Raw genomic sequence first — 16135 nt, 5'->3', positions numbered from 1 at the left:
GCTGCACCGGGAGCGGGATCGTCAACCCAGTGCGCGTGCCATCGCGGCGATGGTTGACGGCCCGATGCGACAGCATCCACCGATGAAGTGCGCGCCCGCCTCCGCCCACGCCGTCGTGAGGGCCAGGTCGAACTCCGCGTCGCCGGTCCATCGGCGTGCTGCGCCGTCCCATGTCTCGCCCGAGTTGGGGTAGGCGATGGCGGGTTTGCCGCTCGCGGCGGTCGCCGCCCGCACCGCCGGCAGCACATCGTCGGGTGCGCAGCAGTTCACCCCGACGGCCACGATGGAGTCATGGCCGCCGGCGAGGGCGAAGGCTTCGACTGCCGGCCGGCCGTCGCGAAGTCGATCCCCCGAGACCGTGCACGACAACCAGGCGGGGATCGCGAACTCGTCAGCGAGATCCAGGAGCACCGAGACCTCGTCGAGGTCGGGGATCGTCTCGAAGGCGAGCATGTCGGGCCCCGCGCTCGCGAGCAGTTCGATTCGCGGGGCGTGGAAGTCGCGAAGCGCTGCGCGGCTCAACCCGTACCGGCCCCGGTACTCCGATCCGTCGGCGAGCACCGCACCGTAGGGACCGACGGATGCCGCCACCAGACGCACGACGTCGTCACCGGCTGACTCGGCGACGTCGTCGCGCACCTCGCGGGCGATCGTCACACTCCGTGCGATGAGGTTCTCCGCCTCGGCGCGCGTCATGCCGCTGTGCTCGAATCCGGCGACGCTCGCCTGATAGCTCGCGGTCGTGGCGACCTGCGCGCCCGCGTCGAAGTACGCGCGGTGCACGGCAGCCACCTCGCCCGGAGCATCGCGCAGCAGTCGGGCAGTCCAGAGTTCGTCGGTGAGGTCATGACCACGTTCGGCGAGCGCATTGGAGAGTCCGCCGTCGAGCACGATCACGCGAGGTGTCGTCGGGTTCATCACCTGCTCATCCTCCCCGATCGGGTCAGGGCGGAGTCTGCGGCACGAGGCTCGACGAGGCACCCCGACGACGGGAACGTCGCATCGAGGGCCGCCTCGAGATCTGCGAGCAGGTCGGAGGTCTCTTCGATGCCGACCGAGAGACGCAGATGACCGAACGTGCGGAAGGGCAGCGGGTAGGTGGCGACGCGAGCGCCATCGGTTCCGGTGTGCACGATCAGTGAGTCGTCGTGCCCGAGAGAGAAGCCCGACGTGATGAGGCGGAGGTTGGCGACGAACCGGTTCTGGGTGTCGGGATCGCCGGCCACGGCGAAGGCGATCATCCCGCCGTACCCGCGACCGCCGAACTGCCGCGTCGCCAGGTCGTGTTCGGGGTGTGACGGCAGGCCGGGATAGTAGACGTACTCCACGCGCGGATCGCTCTCCAGGAACTCCGCGACGGCGAGCGCGGATGCCAGGTGCTGCCGGAGGCGCAACGGGAGGGTCACCGAACCGCGGTGGATCTGCCAGGCGTTGAAAGGCGAGATCACTCCCCCGACATCGACCATGGCGTCGGCCTTGATCGGCTCGATGAGTTCGCGCGAGCCGATGACGGCGCCGCCCATGGCGTCGCCGTGACCGTTGATGTACTTCGTCAGGGAATGGACGACGAGATCGGCGCCGTCGGCGAGCGGGCGGTAGAAGGGCGGTGGAGTGAACGTGGAGTCGACCATGAGGATCGCCCCGGCGGCATGCGTGATCTCCGCGATCGCACCGACGTCCGCCACCTTGGTGGTGGGGTTCGCGATCGCCTCGATGCAGACGATTCGGGTGTTGGGGCGCAAGGCTGCGCGCAGTGCGTCCAGATCGCCGACGTCGACGAATGTCGCCTCGATGCCGTATCGCTGCGGAAGGAGTTCGGTCCACAGTCTCCAGGTCGCCTCGTACGTGACGTCGCTCACGATGACGTGATCGCCGACGCGGACGTGCGTGAAGAAGACGGCGTGCAGGGCGGCGACGCCGGAGGCGAGCGCCACGGCGTCTTCGCCGCCGTCGAGGGCGGCGAGTTTGTCCTGGAGGCCTGCCTGATTGACGCCGGTGTTCCGGGTGTACAGCCCTGGCGCGGAGGCGGACCAGCTGATGTCGCTCGGATCGTCGGGAAGCTCGTAGGAGTTCGCCATCACCAACGGTGTCCGCAGCGCCTTCGTGGAGTCGAGGCGATTGCCGCCGTGCACGGCGAGGGTGAGGTCTGACAGGGTCTCAGCCCGTCGGCGGTCCGGCCGTTGCGACATTTCGTTCCTTACTCTCCCGCGAAGAGACGTGCCATCAAGGGGAGCCGTCTGCGACAGCATCCCGGTCTACGGTACTGTGTGACATTGACACTTGCAATTGCCAATCGCGCACGGAGGCATCGTGGCCGCATCGCATCTGGACGACATCGACCAGCAGCTGCTCGCAGCCTTGACCGCGGACGCGAGGATGCCGATGGTCGCTCTGGCGAGCAAGGTGCATCTCTCGCGCAATGCGGTGCGTCAGCGCATCGAGCGCATGGAGCGCGACGGCGTCATCGCCGGCTACAGCGTCATCAGGGGAACCGCGTCGCGGCCACGCGTGACCGCGCTGGTCATGGTCTATCGCGTCGACAGGATGCGCGACGATCGGGTGATCGCCGCGTTGCGAGGCATCCCGGAGGTCACTCGCTGCGACGTGCTGTCGGGAGCGTACGACCTGTTCGTGACGCTGGAAGCCGACTCGATGGATCGCGTGGGTCAGATCTGGGAGCAGATCGCGGCCCTCCCCGGCGTGGCCGACACCGTGACCGCGGTCTCGCTGTCGCGCGCGATCGATCGCCGGTGACGCTGCCGCCCGGGCATCCGGGCGGCAGCGCCTCAGTGCGCGAGGAGCGCTGCCGCCTCTTCCCGAGTGAGCTCCGTGTGCTGCGCCACCGCGTCGGCGATCGGGATGCCGGTGCGAAGCGCGTGCTGAGCCGCGTGGGCGGCCGCCTCGTAGCCGATGGACGGCACCAGGGCGGTCACCGTACCGACGGACGAGGCGACGTAGCGCTCGAGCACGGTGTCGTTGGCTTGGATGCCCTCCACGCAGAACCGCCGCAGCGCCGAGACGCCGTTGGTCACCCAGCTCAGCGACTGCAGGAGCGAGTGCGCCATGATCGGCTCGAAGGCGTTCAGCTGCAGCTGGCCGCCTTCGGCGGCGACGCCGATCGTCACGTCGGCGCCCATGACCGCGAAGGCGATCTGGTTAATGACCTCGGGGATCACCGGGTTCACCTTGCCCGGCATGATCGACGACCCGGCTTGCCTCGCTGGCAGGCGGATCTCACCCAGTCCCGCCTGCGGACCGCTGGCGAGCAGCCGCAGATCGTTGCTGATCTTCGACAGCTTGATCGCGCTGCGGCGCAGCACCGCGGACGACTGCAGGAAGGCGCTGGCGTCCCAGCTCGCCTCGAACAGGTGCGCCGCCGGGGTCATCGGGAGTCCGGAACGCTCACTGAGCCGTTCCAGAGCGATCTCGCGATAGCCGGCCGGAGCGGTCACTCCGGTTCCTACGGCGGTCCCGCCCAGGCTGCACTCCAGCAGCAGCGGCACCGTGTCGCCGATGCGCGCCACGTCTTCGCGGATGGCGACGGCGAACGCGGCGAACTCGTCGCCGAGCGTCATCGGCACGGCATCCTGCAGCTGGGTACGGCCGATCTTGACGATCGAGCCGAACGCGACGCTTCGCTCCTCGAACGCCGCGGCGAGCTCCTCCAGCGCCGGCATGAGCCGCAGCAGGCCCTTCGCCACGGCGATCTTGACCGCGGTCGGGTAGACGTCGTTGGTCGATTGGCTCCGGTTCACGTCGTTGATGGGGTGAACCAGGTCGTAGCGGCCGCGCGGCACCCCCAGGTGCTCCAGGGCGGCGTTGGCGATCACCTCGTTGGCGTTCATGTTCGTGCTGGTGCCCGCGCCGCCCTGCAGCACGTCGACACAGAACTGGTCGTGCAGTTCGCCGTCGCGCACCCGGCGGCAAGCGACCGCGATGGCGTCCGTCACGCCTGCCGGCAGCAGCCCGAGCTCATGGTTGGCGGCGGCGGCGGCATCCTTCACGATGACGAGCGCATCGATGAGATCGGGATGCTGTGAGATCGGCGTGCTGCTGATCGTGAAGTTCTCGAGGGCCCGGGCCGTGTGGATGCCCCAGTACGCGCCGGCAGGCACCGCCAGCTCGCCGAGCGAATCGCGCTCGAGTCGGGTCTCGGGGCGGTTCATGTGTTGATGCAGACGACCTTGGGCTGGGTCATCTCCTCGTACGCGAATCTCACGCCTTCGCGGCCCATGCTGCCGTACTTCGAGCCGCCGAACGGCATGCTGTCCACGCGGTAGTCGGAGGAGTCGTTGATCATCACGCCGCCGGCGTCGAGCTGCTCCGACACGCGCAGCGCACGTGTGATGTCGCGAGTGAAGGTGGCGGCGTGCAGCGCGTAGTCGACATCGTTCGCCTGCGCGATCGCCTGCTCCTCGGTGTCGAACGGCGACAGCACGACCACCGGCGCGAACGCCTCGTCGGCCCACAGCTCGCACGAGAACGGCACTCCCTCGACGACGGTCGGCCAGTACACACCCCCGTCCCGCCGGTGCCCTGCGAGCACACGCGCGCCCACGGCGACGGCATCCTCGACGAGCCGCTCAGCGGCCTCGGCCGACGCGATGGAGATCATCGGGCCGACATCGGTGGTTTCGTCTCGCGGGTCGCCGGCATTCAGGGCGACGGTCTGCGCCGCGAAACGGTCGCGGAACTCCTCGTACACCTCGCGCTGCACCAGGATGCGCTGCGCGCCCACGCAGTTCTGCCCGGCAGCCCAGAACGCGCCCGACACGCACGCCTCGACCGCGGCGGGAACGTCCGCGTCCGAGAACACGATGACCGGTGCGTTGCCGCCCAGTTCCATCGCCAGCTTCTTCAGACCGGCGTTGCGGGCGATCGCCTCCCCCGTCGCGAACCCACCGGTGAAGGAGACCATGCGCACCTCGCGGGCCGAGATCAGCGCCTGCGCCAGTTCACGGTCGCCGTGCACCACAGTGATGATCTCGTCGGGCAGGCCCGCGTCGATGAGCAGGTCCACGAGGAACCGCGCGGTCAGCGGGGTCAGCTGCGACGGCTTGAGGACGACAGAGTTGCCGCCGGCGATGGCCGGCCCCAGCTTGTGCGCGACGAGGTTCAGCGCGTCGTTGTAGGGGGTGATGGCGACGATGACGCCGAGCGGCTCGCGGGTGAACCACCCCCGGCGGTTCTCGGACCCCTGGAACGCATCGAAGGGGACGACCTCCCCGGGGTCGGAGCGGGCCGCGTCGGCCGACAGCGAGAGTGTCATGACCGCACGAGACACCTCTTTTCGTGCCTGCCGGACTGTCTTTCCCGCCTCACGCACGATCAGGTCGGCGGCGGTCTCCGCGTGCTCGCGCAGCAGCGCCGACGCCCGCTGGAGAATCTCGTGCCGCGAGAACCGCGACAACGACCGCGACAGCCGGAACCCGGTGCGAGCACGCTGCAGGATCTGCTCGAGCTGGGCCGGACCGCTCTGCGGCACGGCGCCGATCACCTCACCATCGAACGGGCTCGTGACGATCAAGTCGGGGTACCCGGAGATGATGGCCTGCGTGTCCTCCACCGTGCTCACCGGCCGGCCTCGACGCGAGCACGCTGGTGCGCGTCGATCGCGATGATGTCTGACAGCAGGGCGTAGGCGGTCTCGATGCGCCCCGCACCGGGGCCGGAGACGGTCACGGTGCCGAGCAGATCGGTGTCGAACGACACCGCGTTCGTCGGGCCGGTGACGCTGGCCAGCGGGTGCGTCAGCGGCAGCGCCACCGGCTCGACCTTGGCGGTGACCGTCCCGGCGGCGTTGCGGAACGCCGACCCGATCAGCTTGTAGCGCTTGCCCTGCGCCGCCGCGTCGATGATGTCGGCGGCCGAGACCTCGGAGATCCCCCGCCGGGTCACGTCGGCCGTGGTGATGTCGGCACCGAGGAGCTCGTTGGCGAGGATCACGACCTTCAGCTGCACGTCGGAGCCTTCGATATCGGCCGTCGGATCAGCCTCCGCGTAACCGAGCGACTGAGCCTCCGCCACCGCGACGTCCAGCGTCATGCCCGACTCCATCTTACCGAGCACGTAGTTGCTGGTGCCGTTGAGGATGCCCTCGACCGCGTCGATGCGCAGCCCCTGAAGCGTCTCGGAGGCGAACCGCAGGATCGGCGTGCCGCTGACCACCGAGCCCTCGTACTGGAACGTGAGGCCGTTCGCGGCCGCGAGGCGGTTCAGCTCGAGCCCGGCCAGCGCGACCGGGCCCTTGTTCGTCGTGGTGACACTCTTCCCGCTCTCCAGCGCGGCGCGCACGTGCGAGATCCCCGGCTCCCCGTCGATGGGGTTGGTGAAGGTCGCTTCGACCACGATGTCGGCCGTGCTGTTGCGGATCACGTAGTCGTTCTGCGGCGCCGCCGTTCCCCCGGGGCGGCCGGCGAAGGTCTCGCCGTCGCGCATGGCGAACACGTCGGCCAGGTCGATGCCGTCGGCCTGCATGAGCGATCCCAGACGGAGGTCCGTGATCGCCACGACGCGCAGAGCGAAGCCGAGGTCGGCGGCGAGTTCGTCGCCGCGGTCGAGGATGATCTGCGCCAGCGCACGGTTGACGCCGCCGAAGCCGATCAGCGCAATGTCATGACGGTCCACGTCGAGCTCCTTCAAAGAATCGGGAAGAGGTTCGACTCAGCATCCCCAGCGGTCGCGTCAGTCCGCGCCTGACGGATCGCTCGCACAGGATGTCAAACTGACCACCGCGGAGAAGGTCTGCCCGAATCGCCCCCGCGCGCCGCGAATTCCCGCGGATGTCTTGTGCACCGACCCCCGCGCCCCGTAATCTGCCCGACACGCGCGTCGTGCATCATAGACACATGGTTGTGATGATGTAGCACGGCGACATCCCCACACCGACTCCCGACTCGAATGCGAGAAGTCATGAGCCCGCTGCCCAAAGAGAGTGCGCTGCCGAACGCTCTCCCCCACACCACCGCGACCCAAGTGCCGCTGCGACGACTGCAGCGCTCGATGGACGCCCGACACCTGATCATGATCGCCCTCGGCGGGGTGATCGGCTCCGGACTCTTCTTGAGTTCGGGCTACACCATCAGCCAGGCCGGCCCGCTGGGCGCGATCATCGCCTACCTCATCGGCGCGTTCGTGGTCTGGCTGGTGATGGCCTGCCTCGGCGAACTGGCGCTGGCCTATCCCGTCTCGGGCGCGTTCCACATCTACGCGGCACGGTCCATCGGCCCCGCCACCGGCTTCACCACCGCGTGGCTGTACTGGCTGTGCTGGGTCGTCGCCCTCGGCTCGGAGTTCACGGCATCCGGCATCCTGATGCAGCGCTGGTTCCCCGGCGTGGACGTGTGGGTCTGGTGCCTGATCTTCGCGTTGGCGCTGTTCACCATCAACGCGATCTCGGCGAGGGTCTTCGGTGAGACCGAGTTCTGGTTCTCGCTGATCAAGGTGGTCGCGATCGTCGCGCTCATCGTGTTCGGCGGCATGGCGATCTTCGGCTTCACCCCGCTGTCGAGCGAGCACCCGGCTGCTCCGCTGTTCAGCAACTTCGTCACCCCTGAGGGCCTGTTCCCGGGCGGCGTCGCCGGCGTCGTCGTCACCGCCCTCGCCGTCTTCTACGCGTTCAGCGGTTCCGAGCTGATCGGCGTCGCCGCCGGTGAGACCAAGGACCCCGGCAAGAACATCCCCCGGGCCATCCGGTCGACGGTCCTGCGCCTGCTGATCCTGTTCGTGGGGTCGATCACGGTCATCGCCGCGCTTCTCCCCTACGAGGATGCCGGCCTGACCAGCAGCCCGTTCGTGGACGTGTTCGAGTACGTCGGCATCCCCTACGCCGCCGACATCATGAACTTCGTCATCATCACCGCACTGCTGTCGGCCGGCAACAGTGGCCTGTTCTCGTGCGCCCGCATGCTGTTCTCCCTCGCCGAGGAAGGGCACGCGCCGCGGGTGCTGCAGCGCCTCACCCGCCGAGGGATCCCGCTCGTGGCCCTCACGGTCAGCCTGGCGCTCGGCCTCGTCTCGCTGATCTCCAGCGTGATCGCGCCGCAGACGGTGTACCTGGTGCTGGTGTCGATCGCGGGTTTCGCCGTGGTCGCCGTGTGGATGTCGATCGTGGCGTCGCAGTTCTTCCACCGCCGCCGGTTCGTGCGCGAAGGCGGCGACATCACGACGCTGCCGTACCGCACCCCGCTGTACCCGGTGCTGCCCATCCTGGCGTTCGTGCTGCTGTCGATCTCGCTGGTGGCCATCGCGTTCGACCCGAACCAGGTCGCCGCCCTGTACTTCGGGGTTCCGTTCGTGGGGCTGTGCTACCTGTTCTTCTGGTGGCGCTACGGACGCCGCGGCGCGCGCCCGGTCGTCGCCGTGTCGGAGGAAGCTCCCGTGGACCTGGTCGACGACCCCGCCGCCGAAGAGCCCATCCGTCAGCCCCGCGGGTAGACCACGCCGACCAGGCCACCGCCACGCATGAGCACCACGAGTCCCGTCTGGGTCGAGATCGACGCCGGCGCCATCGCCCACAACCTCGACGTCGTTCGAGGCGAGGTCGGCATCACGACGCGGCTCTGCGGGGTGGTGAAAGCGGATGCCTATGGCCACGGCATCCCGGTCGTCCTGCCCATCCTGATGGCGGCCGGGGTCGACACAATCGGGATCACCTCGAACCAGGAGGCCGAGGAGGCCCGCCGGCGGGGATTCTCGGGACGCATCATCCGCCTCCGGGCGGCACTGCGCGAAGAGATCCAGGAGGGCGGCCGGCTCGATATCGAGGAGTGGGTGGGAGGCGGCGATCACGCAGGTGTCGTGATCGCAGCCGCCCGCTCGCTCGGGCGTCCTCTCAGCGTCCATCTCTCCCTCAACTCCACGGGCCTCAGTCGAGATGGAATGGACTGGGACGAGCCTCAGTCGCAGCCTCACCTCCGACGCATCGCCGCGAGCCCTGAGCTCGCCATCGTCGGAATCTGCTCTCACTTCCCCTGCGAAGACGCCGACGATGTGCGGGCCGGCACCCTCACCTTCCGGAACCAGGCCGGCGCGGCCGAGCGGGTGCTGGGTGCTCCGCGCGGCCGCTTCGAGAAGCACTGCGCCACCTCGTACGCGGCGCTGACCATCCCCGACTCGCGCATGGACATGGTCCGGATCGGTGCCGCGCTCTACGGCGACACGTCAGCCGCAGTCCCTGGATTGCGTCCGGCCATGAGGCTGGTGTCGCGCATCGCGGCGATCAACCCGTACCCGGCGGGCAGCACGGTCGGATACGACAGGGCCGCACGCATCGATCGCGCCAGCCGGCTTGCCGTCATAACCGTCGGCTACGCCGACGGGTACCCGCGCACGCTGGGCGGCCGGGCGCACGTTCTCGTCCACGGCACCTTCGCGCCGGTGATCGATCGGCTGGCCATGAACAGTCTCGTGGTCGACGTGACCCAGGTGCCGTCGGCTCAGATCGGCGACGAAGTGGTACTTTACGGGCGGCAGGGATCCGCACAGATCCGTTCCGCCGACATCGAACGGGCAAGCGGAACCATCGCCGCCGGCTCGTACACCGCGTGGGCTCGGCTGAACCCGCGCGTCGTCGTCGACGTGGCGGCTTCCGAAGCGGTCCCCACCCTGTGACCGGCTCCGCGTCCATCGGCCCAGAAAGCACCCCAGATCATGAGCGCCCCGTCCTCACTCCTGCAGGGTCTCGCGCTGCTGGACGCGGCGGTGGCCCAGGAGCGATCGGGAAGGCAGGGCCACAACGCCTCACGCCTAGCCGAGACCACCGGCATCGAGCGCAGTCGCGTCTCGCGCCTCACACGCGAGCTGCGAGACCTGGGCTACCTCGATCGCGACAACGCTGCGGTGCTCAAGGCGGGCGACGGCTTCTTCCGCGCCGCCGGGGCCCTGAGCCGTCCGTGGCTCCGAGCAGCACGCGAGAGTCTGCGCGTGCTCGCCTCCACGTTAGGGGTTCCGGCGCAACTGGTCGCCGCCGAGGGACCGGGCGCGATCCTGCTCCGTTCCGAGAAGGGCCCGGGAGTCTCCGCGGACTACCTGCGCCCCGGCATCCTGACCCCCATCTGGTGCACCGGACCCGGACGGGCCCTCCTGTGGGACCACACGCGCGATGACCTCGAAGCCCTCCTCGCCGACGTGCAGTTCGTCGGAGTCGGCGGTCCCGGCGCGGCAAGATCGGTCGATCAGCTCCAGCAGCTGCTCGAGCGGGACCGCGACCTCGGCATGGTGGATGCCCGCGAGGAATACGTCGAAGGCGTGCGGGACTTCGCACTGCCGATCCGCGATCAGCGCGGCATCGTGGTGTCTATCGGCATCAGCAGCGGCGCGATCTCGGAGCGCCGCACACGCGAAGCCCAGAGTGCGCTTCGCGACGCCTGCGCACGGCTGAGCCGGCTCATCCAGGAGCCGTGAGCAGCCCGCTCCGGGTCACTCGCCCCGAGCCTCGCCCGCGCCGAGCATCGCCGACAGACGCTGCGCAGCGTCGACACACGCCGCTCCCAGAGCCTCCGACCTCGACTCCAGGCGGTGCCGTTCCCCCACGATCTGCAGGCCGGCGATGACTTCGCCCCGGAAGTCCCACACCGGCGCCGAGACCGAGTAGAGGCCCGGCTCGGCCTCCTCCGCCACGATCGCGTAGCCCCTGGCCCGCGCCTCCCGCAGGCGCACGAGGAACTCATCGACCGACGCCGCCGCATTCGGGCCGGCGCTGCGGAAGCTCGTGCGGCTGAACACACCGCGGACCTCCTCATCGGAGGCATCCCACAACACCGCCTGGCCCGCGTCGCTGCAGAACGCCGGATACGCTCGCCCGATCCACGAACCGATCAACCGGGCGGCTGGCGGCACGCTCTCGACGATCGTGACCGTCGCATCGCCCTCGAGGACTCCGAGGAAGCACGCCTCCGCCACGGACTCTGACAGCTGGTCCAGGATCGTGAGACCCTCGCTGCGCAGCCGTCTTTCGACCAGCTGCTCCGCAGAGGCGTACCAGCCCCACGCCAATCGGTAGCGACCGTCGGGACCTCGCGACACCAACCGCTCATCCGCCAGCGCAGCAAGCGTGCGCGAGACCTGCGACCGATCGCGCTCCAGCGCTCGGGCGATGGCCTGCACCGACACGCCCTCCCCGCTCGCCGCCGACATGTCAGCCACGCAGGACACCACGTCCATCCCGCGGCCCATACTGGTCCGCTCGAGAGCGACATCGTCACGCGGGGTCACAAGGAGAGGATATCGAGGTGGGCCGTTGCGGCTCGGCTCACCAGGCGGGTCATGAAACACGGAATCGGGGATGCCGCGCACGCCGGATGCATTCCGCTATGGTGCTGAGGTGCTTCCCCCGGACACGGCAAGACTTCGCTTTCGCCAGATGGGGCGGGCCGACCTCGATGCAATGGCGGGCCTGCTGAGCGACCCCGATGTCATGCGGTTCTACCCCGCGCCGAAGACCCGCGAGCAAGCCGCGGCGTGGATCGAGTGGAACCAGCGCAACTACGCGGAGCACGGGTACGGGCTCTGGATCATCGAGACACACGAGGGCGACTTCGTCGGAGACTGCGGACTGACCTGGCAAGAAGTCAACGGAGTCAAGAAGCTCGAAGTGGGGTACCACGTCGCCACTCAGTGGCAAGGCCAGGGCATGGCATCCGAGGCTGCGCTTGCGTGCCGCGACTTCGCGCGCGAACACGTCGAGGCACGGGAGCTGGTCGCCATCATCCATCCAGACAATCGCGCCTCCGAGCGAGTGGCCGAGAAGGTCGGGATGCACCGAGTCGATGATGATCAGCAGGCGAACGGCTCACGCCGAATCGTCCTGAGCATGCGTCTCTGACCGCACGTTGCCGCGCAGCTGCCGTCCGCGACGTCGCGGCCCGGGCAGAAACGGGCTGACCCTGTGAGCGTGCTGCGTTCAGCGCCGGATGACGTCCCCCGAGCCCGACACGCGCACGTCCGTACCCGGGTCACCCGAGTACGTGACCTGACCGCTGCCCGAAAGGTCGACCGAAAGACTGTCGCTCGCAGCGACGTCGACCTCGCCGGATCCGGAGAGGTTGACGACGGCATCCTGCGCCTCGAGCTCCTCGGCGTCGACGGATCCGCTGCCCTCCAGGTCGACGGAGAGCTCGGCGGCAGAGCCCGTCAGCGTGACGTCGCCCGAGCCCGAGAGGCGCACCTCGACGCGATCAGCCGCGATGCGCGACCAGTCGACGTCTCCCGAACCGTCGATGTCGAGGCGCACGGTGCCGTCTGCCGACACCGTCGCCTCGACATCGCCCGAGCCGTTCAGTTCGATCAGCTCCAGGCTTGGCACGGTCAGGTCGTACCGCACGTCTCCGAACCCCATCGTGAAGCCGGGCTCAGCGGCCAGCACGAGGGTGTCGCCGTCCACCTCGGAGGTCAGGCGATCGATCGCCCCCTCCGGCGCGTGCACCGTGAGCGCCGGCTCCCCCTCAGACACGACGAGATCACCGGAGGTGTCGAGCACGACGCGCGACACCTCGCCGATATCCCGCTCCTCGGAGGTCATCGGCCCGACGGGGATCATCAGTGAGCACCCCGACAGGGCGAGGACCGACGCCGCGACGGCGAGGGCGCCCGGCAGTCGGCATCCGTTCTGGTTCATCGGTGACTCCTTCCGCCATCGAAGGTCTGCCGACAGGTCCTCAGCGGCCGTCGACCTCCCGTCGCCGGGCGAAGGGCGAACGCGTGGAGCCTGAGCGCTCCCAGCCACGCCCATCCTCACCATGATGGAACGACGAGCGGTCTCGCGCCACCCACCTCGGCACCGGCGCGCCGTCCTGGACGAAGTGGATGCTTCGCCGAACCGCGGCCTCGCTCCCCACCACGACGACCGACCCCGCACCTGATCGTGCGAGTTTCAGTCGGATTCAGCCGAACGCGACGTAGCGAGCGGTGGCACCGCGGAAGGTGCTCGCCGGGCCGGCGTCCGCATCTGCAGACGCAGCAATCGGAGCGGGCGGCATCGTAGAGCCGCGACCGACGAGTGTGCGGTGCACAACCTGACGGTCGCCTCGCAGACGGAAGAGCGCGCCTGCTCGAACGATGACCCGGGCGGGAAACGACGGCGCGGGTGCTTCTCCGGGATGAGCGCCTGCGGCCAGGACTCGTGCGACCGGCGGCACGGACGGGATATCGACCGGCTTGCGGCTACGCGGCTTCGGCATGGCTCTGACACTCGATGCAGGCGGCTGCGTGCGGGAGAACCTCGAGTCGCGCGGGTGCGATCTGACTTCCGCACCGGGTGCAGCGGCCGTACGTGCCGAGGGTGATGCGATTGAGCGCCGCGGTGATCTGCTCGATCGCGATCCGGTGGGATGCCGCCGACTGGTACGCGACGGGATCGACGCTCGGCAGAGCGAACGGCTCGAGCTCCTGGAGAACGGCGAGCCGTTCCTCGAGCTGCCGCTCGAGCTCGCGCTGCACGTCGGGGAGAGGGACGGGTTCGTGGGTTTCGATGGGCATCGATGCTCCTCGGGGTACAAAAAAAGCGCCGCAGGTGCGACGCGCTGGGTTGTCCGGTTGAACCGATCGATCGGATGGGTCATCACGGCGGCGCGACGCGACGGGTGGACTGCATGTGCAGAGCATCCGCGTCGCTCCGCCGGGGCGGCAGCACCTCGTGGCGAGCGCCCGCGATGTCGACCACAGCCGTCACCACGGAGGCGTCGGCGAGACGCTCCGTGCGGTGCGGGCGGGTCATCGGGGTCATGGCCATCACCCTAGCTCGCTTCCAGAAAAAGGCAAGTCAGCGGTTTTTTCTGCTCTCTGGTTACGCGAGTTGACTTTCCCAGGAAGACGGCTATGGTCGTGGGTTCACCCGCCAGCCAACAGGGGAAGCGAGTCCGCATGTCAGGCCGATCACCGCGAGCACGCGACACGAAGAAGGTCGCTCAGTCGTCACCGAAGGAGAAGCGCGCCGAGAAGCGCGCGAGCCAGGAGCCACGAGCGTTCATCAAGCCACGCAAGGGCGCGTCCGGTTGACGAACAGCGCGGGCTCCTCGCTGTGGGGGGCCCGCGGAACTCTTTCGATCACGTGGCGGCGATGCGGGTCACCACCACCACGAGCGGCCCTGCAGCATGTCGCCGAAGTCCTCCGGCTTCCCGCGCCCCGTGGCCCTCGCCCCGAGATAGCTGTCGACCACCGCGCGACCGAGGTCGTCCAGCTCCGGCGCCACCACATGACCGCCCGCCCGTCGCGCCAGCGCATCGATGAACCGGGCCAGCCCCGGATCCTCCCCCAGCCGGAAGAAGGTCGTCTGGGCGCCCATCCGCTGCACCGCATCCAATTCGCGCACCGTGACCGCCACCGTCCGCGAGTCCGGCGGATACGCGAAGAACACACTCCCGTCCGGACGCAGATGCGACGTCGGCTCGCCATCGGTGACGATGAGCAGCACGGGCTGCGCCGTGGGATTCTTGCGGAAGTGCCGCTGCGCGAGCAACAGCGCGTGCTGCAGATTGGTGCCCTTGTCCCACACCGAGTCCTTCGCCGTGAGCTGCTCGATGTCGATCACCTCGGCGTGACGCGCGAACGCGATCAGCTGCAGCTTGTCGCCTCGGAACCGCGTCGAGATGAGGTGGTGGAGGGCGAGCGCCGTGCGCTTCATCGGCACCCAGCGACCATCCAGCGCCATCGAGAACGACGTATCCACCAGCAGCGCGACGGCGGCCTGCGTGCGCTGCTCGGTCTCGACCACCTCGACGTCGCGGGTGTCGAGCCGCACGCCGTCCGCGACATCACCCCCGTCGAGCACGGTCCGCAGCACCGCGTTCGACACCGTGCGGGGGATGTCCCAGGGCTCCGTGTCGCCGAACGCCCACTCGCGCGTCGAGCCGGTGCGGTCGCCGGCGGCGCCGACGTTGCGCGTTTCCCGACGACCCGTGCGACCCGACTGCTGCGTCGCGATGTCACGCAGCAGCGCCCGCCCCAGCTGCCGCATCGCCCGCGGGGTCAGCCTGAGCTGCCCGTCGGACGCGCGCTGCAGCATCCCGGTGTCCCTCAGCTCCTGCTCCAGCTCGCGCAGCGTGCGAGCACTGACGGCGGCGTCCTCGCCCATCAGCCGCTCGAGCGCGTCGAGATCGATGTCGTCCATGCGCGCGCCCGGATACATCTGCCCGAGCTGATCTGTCAGCGAATCGAGGTCCGAGAGGTCCTGCATGATGCCCGTCGCCTCGCCGAGACCCGTCGGCTGATCTCCGGAGAAGGATGCTGAGCCCGACCAGTCCTCGCCGGGTCGAAGTGAGCGCAGATTGTCGTCGAGACGCGACAGCGACTGCATGAGATCGGGCGAGCCGAACGCCTGCTCGGCGAGGCTCATCAACTCCTCCCGCTGCTCGGGGGTCATCGAGTTGAGCATGCGCTGGGCAGCCGCAGCACGCTGCGCCAAGGCATCCATCAGCTCATCGAGATTCTGCGGATTCTCGGGGAACTGATCCCCGTGCTTGCGCATGAACTCGTCGAAGTCCTCGGGCGTGTCCTCGCCGAGCCGGCGCTTCTCGAGCAGGTCGTTGAGATCGTTGAGCATGTCGCGGATCGCCTGGCGATCAGCATCCGTGGCGTTCTCGAGCGCGTTCTTCATGCCGGCGAAGCGCTGATCCAGCAGCTCACGGCCGAGCAGCTCGCGGATGCGGTCGTAGTCGGCCCGCGCGGTCGGGCTCTGCCAGTCGTAGTCGGCGAGGTCGTTGACCGCCGCGGCGGTGCTGGTGGGGAGGTTCTCGAGCCGCATCTCGGCGAAGGCTCTGGTGTCATCGTCGAGATCGACGTCGCGGACGAGGTGCTTGCGCTCCTCGAGCACGGCGTGGTCGAGCAGGCGACGGACCTCTTCGAGGGTGCCGTCGAGGCGGTGGCGCTGGGTGAGTTGGGCTCGACGCTCACGGACGCGGCGGGCGAGCTCGTCGAGGCCGAGACGGTTCTGGTCGCCGCGGCGGAGGTACTCGCGCATCGCGCGCTCGGCGGAGGTTCCTTCCATGACCTCACGCCCGATCGCCTCGAGAGCGGACTGGATGGGGACGGGGGGCGCGAGCGGGTCACCCCCGGCGTAGCGGCCGTAGCGGGAGGTGTGCGCAGGGGTGCGGTGGAAGGAGCGGGGCATTACGGATGCCTCGGAACTCGGTTGAGCGG

15 protein-coding genes are annotated in these 16135 nt (G+C 68.9%); 5 read left to right on the top strand and 10 right to left on the bottom strand.

Going from position 1 to position 16135, the window contains the following annotated elements; all coding sequences use genetic code 11:
- Window positions 1–21: 21 nt before the first annotated feature.
- Together mmuM and RS82_RS04325 are read right to left on the bottom strand one after the other, a co-directional pair.
- Window positions 22–918: a homocysteine S-methyltransferase gene (gene mmuM, locus RS82_RS04330; RefSeq protein ID WP_045297153.1), complete on the bottom strand. Its 897-nt coding sequence runs from the start codon at window positions 916–918 to the stop codon at window positions 22–24.
- A complete protein-coding gene (locus RS82_RS04325; RefSeq protein ID WP_045297152.1) occupies window positions 918–2189 on the bottom strand; it encodes a trans-sulfuration enzyme family protein in 1272 nt (423 codons plus the stop codon). Before RS82_RS04325 ends, mmuM begins: the two co-directional genes overlap by 1 nt.
- Before the next feature lie 121 nt (window positions 2190–2310).
- Between RS82_RS04325 and RS82_RS04320 the strand changes: the two genes are divergently transcribed.
- Window positions 2311–2754, top strand: coding sequence for an Lrp/AsnC family transcriptional regulator (locus RS82_RS04320; protein WP_045297151.1), 444 nt, complete (start codon window positions 2311–2313; stop codon window positions 2752–2754).
- 32 nt (window positions 2755–2786) lie between these two features.
- On the opposite strand, the gene RS82_RS04315 is transcribed toward RS82_RS04320, so the two are convergent.
- The 3 genes from RS82_RS04315 to RS82_RS04305 are packed head-to-tail and all read right to left on the bottom strand — an operon-like array spanning window position 2787 to window position 6627.
- Window positions 2787–4166, bottom strand: coding sequence for an aspartate ammonia-lyase (locus tag RS82_RS04315; RefSeq protein ID WP_045297150.1), 1380 nt, complete (start codon window positions 4164–4166; stop codon window positions 2787–2789).
- Window positions 4163–5575, bottom strand: coding sequence for an aldehyde dehydrogenase family protein (locus tag RS82_RS04310; RefSeq protein WP_211255855.1), 1413 nt, complete (start codon window positions 5573–5575; stop codon window positions 4163–4165). The genes RS82_RS04315 and RS82_RS04310 overlap by 4 nt, the downstream gene beginning before the upstream one ends.
- The gene (locus RS82_RS04305) at window positions 5572–6627 is read right to left on the bottom strand and encodes a homoserine dehydrogenase (RefSeq protein WP_045297149.1); all 1056 of its coding nucleotides are present in this window, start codon (window positions 6625–6627) and stop codon (window positions 5572–5574) included. The genes RS82_RS04310 and RS82_RS04305 overlap by 4 nt, the downstream gene beginning before the upstream one ends.
- Window positions 6628–6912: 285 nt before the next feature.
- Between RS82_RS04305 and RS82_RS04300 the strand changes: the two genes are divergently transcribed.
- Genes RS82_RS04300 through RS82_RS04290 form a run of 3 tightly spaced genes read left to right on the top strand, consistent with a single transcriptional unit; the run spans window position 6913 to window position 10404 of the window.
- Entirely contained in the window at window positions 6913–8436 is a 1524-nt protein-coding gene (locus RS82_RS04300) for an amino acid permease (RefSeq protein WP_045297147.1), read from the top strand.
- A gap of 27 nt (window positions 8437–8463) precedes the next feature.
- Entirely contained in the window at window positions 8464–9612 is a 1149-nt protein-coding gene (alr, locus tag RS82_RS04295; RefSeq protein WP_045297146.1) for an alanine racemase, read from the top strand.
- A gap of 39 nt (window positions 9613–9651) precedes the next feature.
- Window positions 9652–10404, top strand: coding sequence for an IclR family transcriptional regulator (locus tag RS82_RS04290; protein ID WP_045297145.1), 753 nt, complete (start codon window positions 9652–9654; stop codon window positions 10402–10404).
- A 15-nt stretch (window positions 10405–10419) separates the two neighbouring features.
- Here RS82_RS04290 and RS82_RS04285 read toward each other — a convergent pair whose 3' ends face one another.
- The gene (locus RS82_RS04285; RefSeq protein WP_084695449.1) at window positions 10420–11214 is read right to left on the bottom strand and encodes an IclR family transcriptional regulator; all 795 of its coding nucleotides are present in this window, start codon (window positions 11212–11214) and stop codon (window positions 10420–10422) included.
- Window positions 11215–11284: 70 nt separating this feature from the next.
- Between RS82_RS04285 and RS82_RS04280 the strand changes: the two genes are divergently transcribed.
- Window positions 11285–11824, top strand: a complete 540-nt coding sequence (locus tag RS82_RS04280) for a GNAT family N-acetyltransferase (protein ID WP_211255854.1) — start codon at window positions 11285–11287, stop codon at window positions 11822–11824.
- 78 nt (window positions 11825–11902) lie between these two features.
- Here RS82_RS04280 and RS82_RS20605 read toward each other — a convergent pair whose 3' ends face one another.
- The 4 genes from RS82_RS20605 to RS82_RS04265 all read right to left on the bottom strand — a co-directional run bounded on the left by RS82_RS20605 (window position 11903) and on the right by RS82_RS04265 (window position 16106).
- Window positions 11903–12616, bottom strand: a complete 714-nt coding sequence (locus RS82_RS20605) for a head GIN domain-containing protein (protein WP_052676691.1) — start codon at window positions 12614–12616, stop codon at window positions 11903–11905.
- A gap of 545 nt (window positions 12617–13161) precedes the next feature.
- Window positions 13162–13476 carry a TraR/DksA family transcriptional regulator gene (locus RS82_RS04270; RefSeq protein ID WP_045297144.1) on the bottom strand — a complete coding sequence of 105 codons (315 nt, stop codon included), beginning with the start codon at window positions 13474–13476 and terminating at the stop codon, window positions 13162–13164.
- An 82-nt stretch (window positions 13477–13558) separates the two neighbouring features.
- Window positions 13559–13723 (bottom strand): hypothetical protein, encoded by a 165-nt coding sequence (locus tag RS82_RS21305; protein WP_169748670.1) that lies wholly within the window; start codon window positions 13721–13723, stop codon window positions 13559–13561.
- A gap of 340 nt (window positions 13724–14063) precedes the next feature.
- On the bottom strand, window positions 14064–16106 hold the full coding sequence (locus RS82_RS04265; protein WP_045297143.1) for a vWA domain-containing protein: 2043 nt from the start codon (window positions 16104–16106) through the stop codon (window positions 14064–14066).
- Between the last annotated feature and the right edge of the window lie 29 nt (window positions 16107–16135).

The sequence above is a fragment of the Microbacterium trichothecenolyticum genome (assembly GCF_000956465.1).
GTDB classification, from domain to species: domain Bacteria; phylum Actinomycetota; class Actinomycetes; order Actinomycetales; family Microbacteriaceae; genus Microbacterium; species Microbacterium trichothecenolyticum.
Note: the sequence above shows the minus strand (reverse complement) of the source record. Positions and strands in the feature narration are given on the sequence as shown.

What these genes read in the sequence shown, in the direction of transcription:
- mmuM (WP_045297153.1), bottom strand. Translation starts at nt 918, where the DNA reads ATGAACCCGACGACACCTCGCGTGATCGTGCTCGACGGCGGACTCTCC.
- RS82_RS04315 (WP_045297150.1), bottom strand. Translation starts at nt 4,166, where the DNA reads ATGAACCGCCCCGAGACCCGACTCGAGCGCGATTCGCTCGGCGAGCTG.
- RS82_RS04325 (WP_045297152.1), bottom strand. Translation starts at nt 2,189, where the DNA reads ATGTCGCAACGGCCGGACCGCCGACGGGCTGAGACCCTGTCAGACCTC.
- RS82_RS04270 (WP_045297144.1), bottom strand. Translation starts at nt 13,476, where the DNA reads ATGCCCATCGAAACCCACGAACCCGTCCCTCTCCCCGACGTGCAGCGC.
- RS82_RS04280 (WP_211255854.1), top strand. Translation starts at nt 11,285, where the DNA reads ATGCCGCGCACGCCGGATGCATTCCGCTATGGTGCTGAGGTGCTTCCC.
- alr (WP_045297146.1), top strand. Translation starts at nt 8,464, where the DNA reads ATGAGCACCACGAGTCCCGTCTGGGTCGAGATCGACGCCGGCGCCATC.
- RS82_RS04300 (WP_045297147.1), top strand. Translation starts at nt 6,913, where the DNA reads ATGAGCCCGCTGCCCAAAGAGAGTGCGCTGCCGAACGCTCTCCCCCAC.
- RS82_RS04265 (WP_045297143.1), bottom strand. Translation starts at nt 16,106, where the DNA reads ATGCCCCGCTCCTTCCACCGCACCCCTGCGCACACCTCCCGCTACGGC.
- RS82_RS20605 (WP_052676691.1), bottom strand. Translation starts at nt 12,616, where the DNA reads ATGAACCAGAACGGATGCCGACTGCCGGGCGCCCTCGCCGTCGCGGCG.
- RS82_RS21305 (WP_169748670.1), bottom strand. Translation starts at nt 13,723, where the DNA reads ATGACCCCGATGACCCGCCCGCACCGCACGGAGCGTCTCGCCGACGCC.
- RS82_RS04290 (WP_045297145.1), top strand. Translation starts at nt 9,652, where the DNA reads ATGAGCGCCCCGTCCTCACTCCTGCAGGGTCTCGCGCTGCTGGACGCG.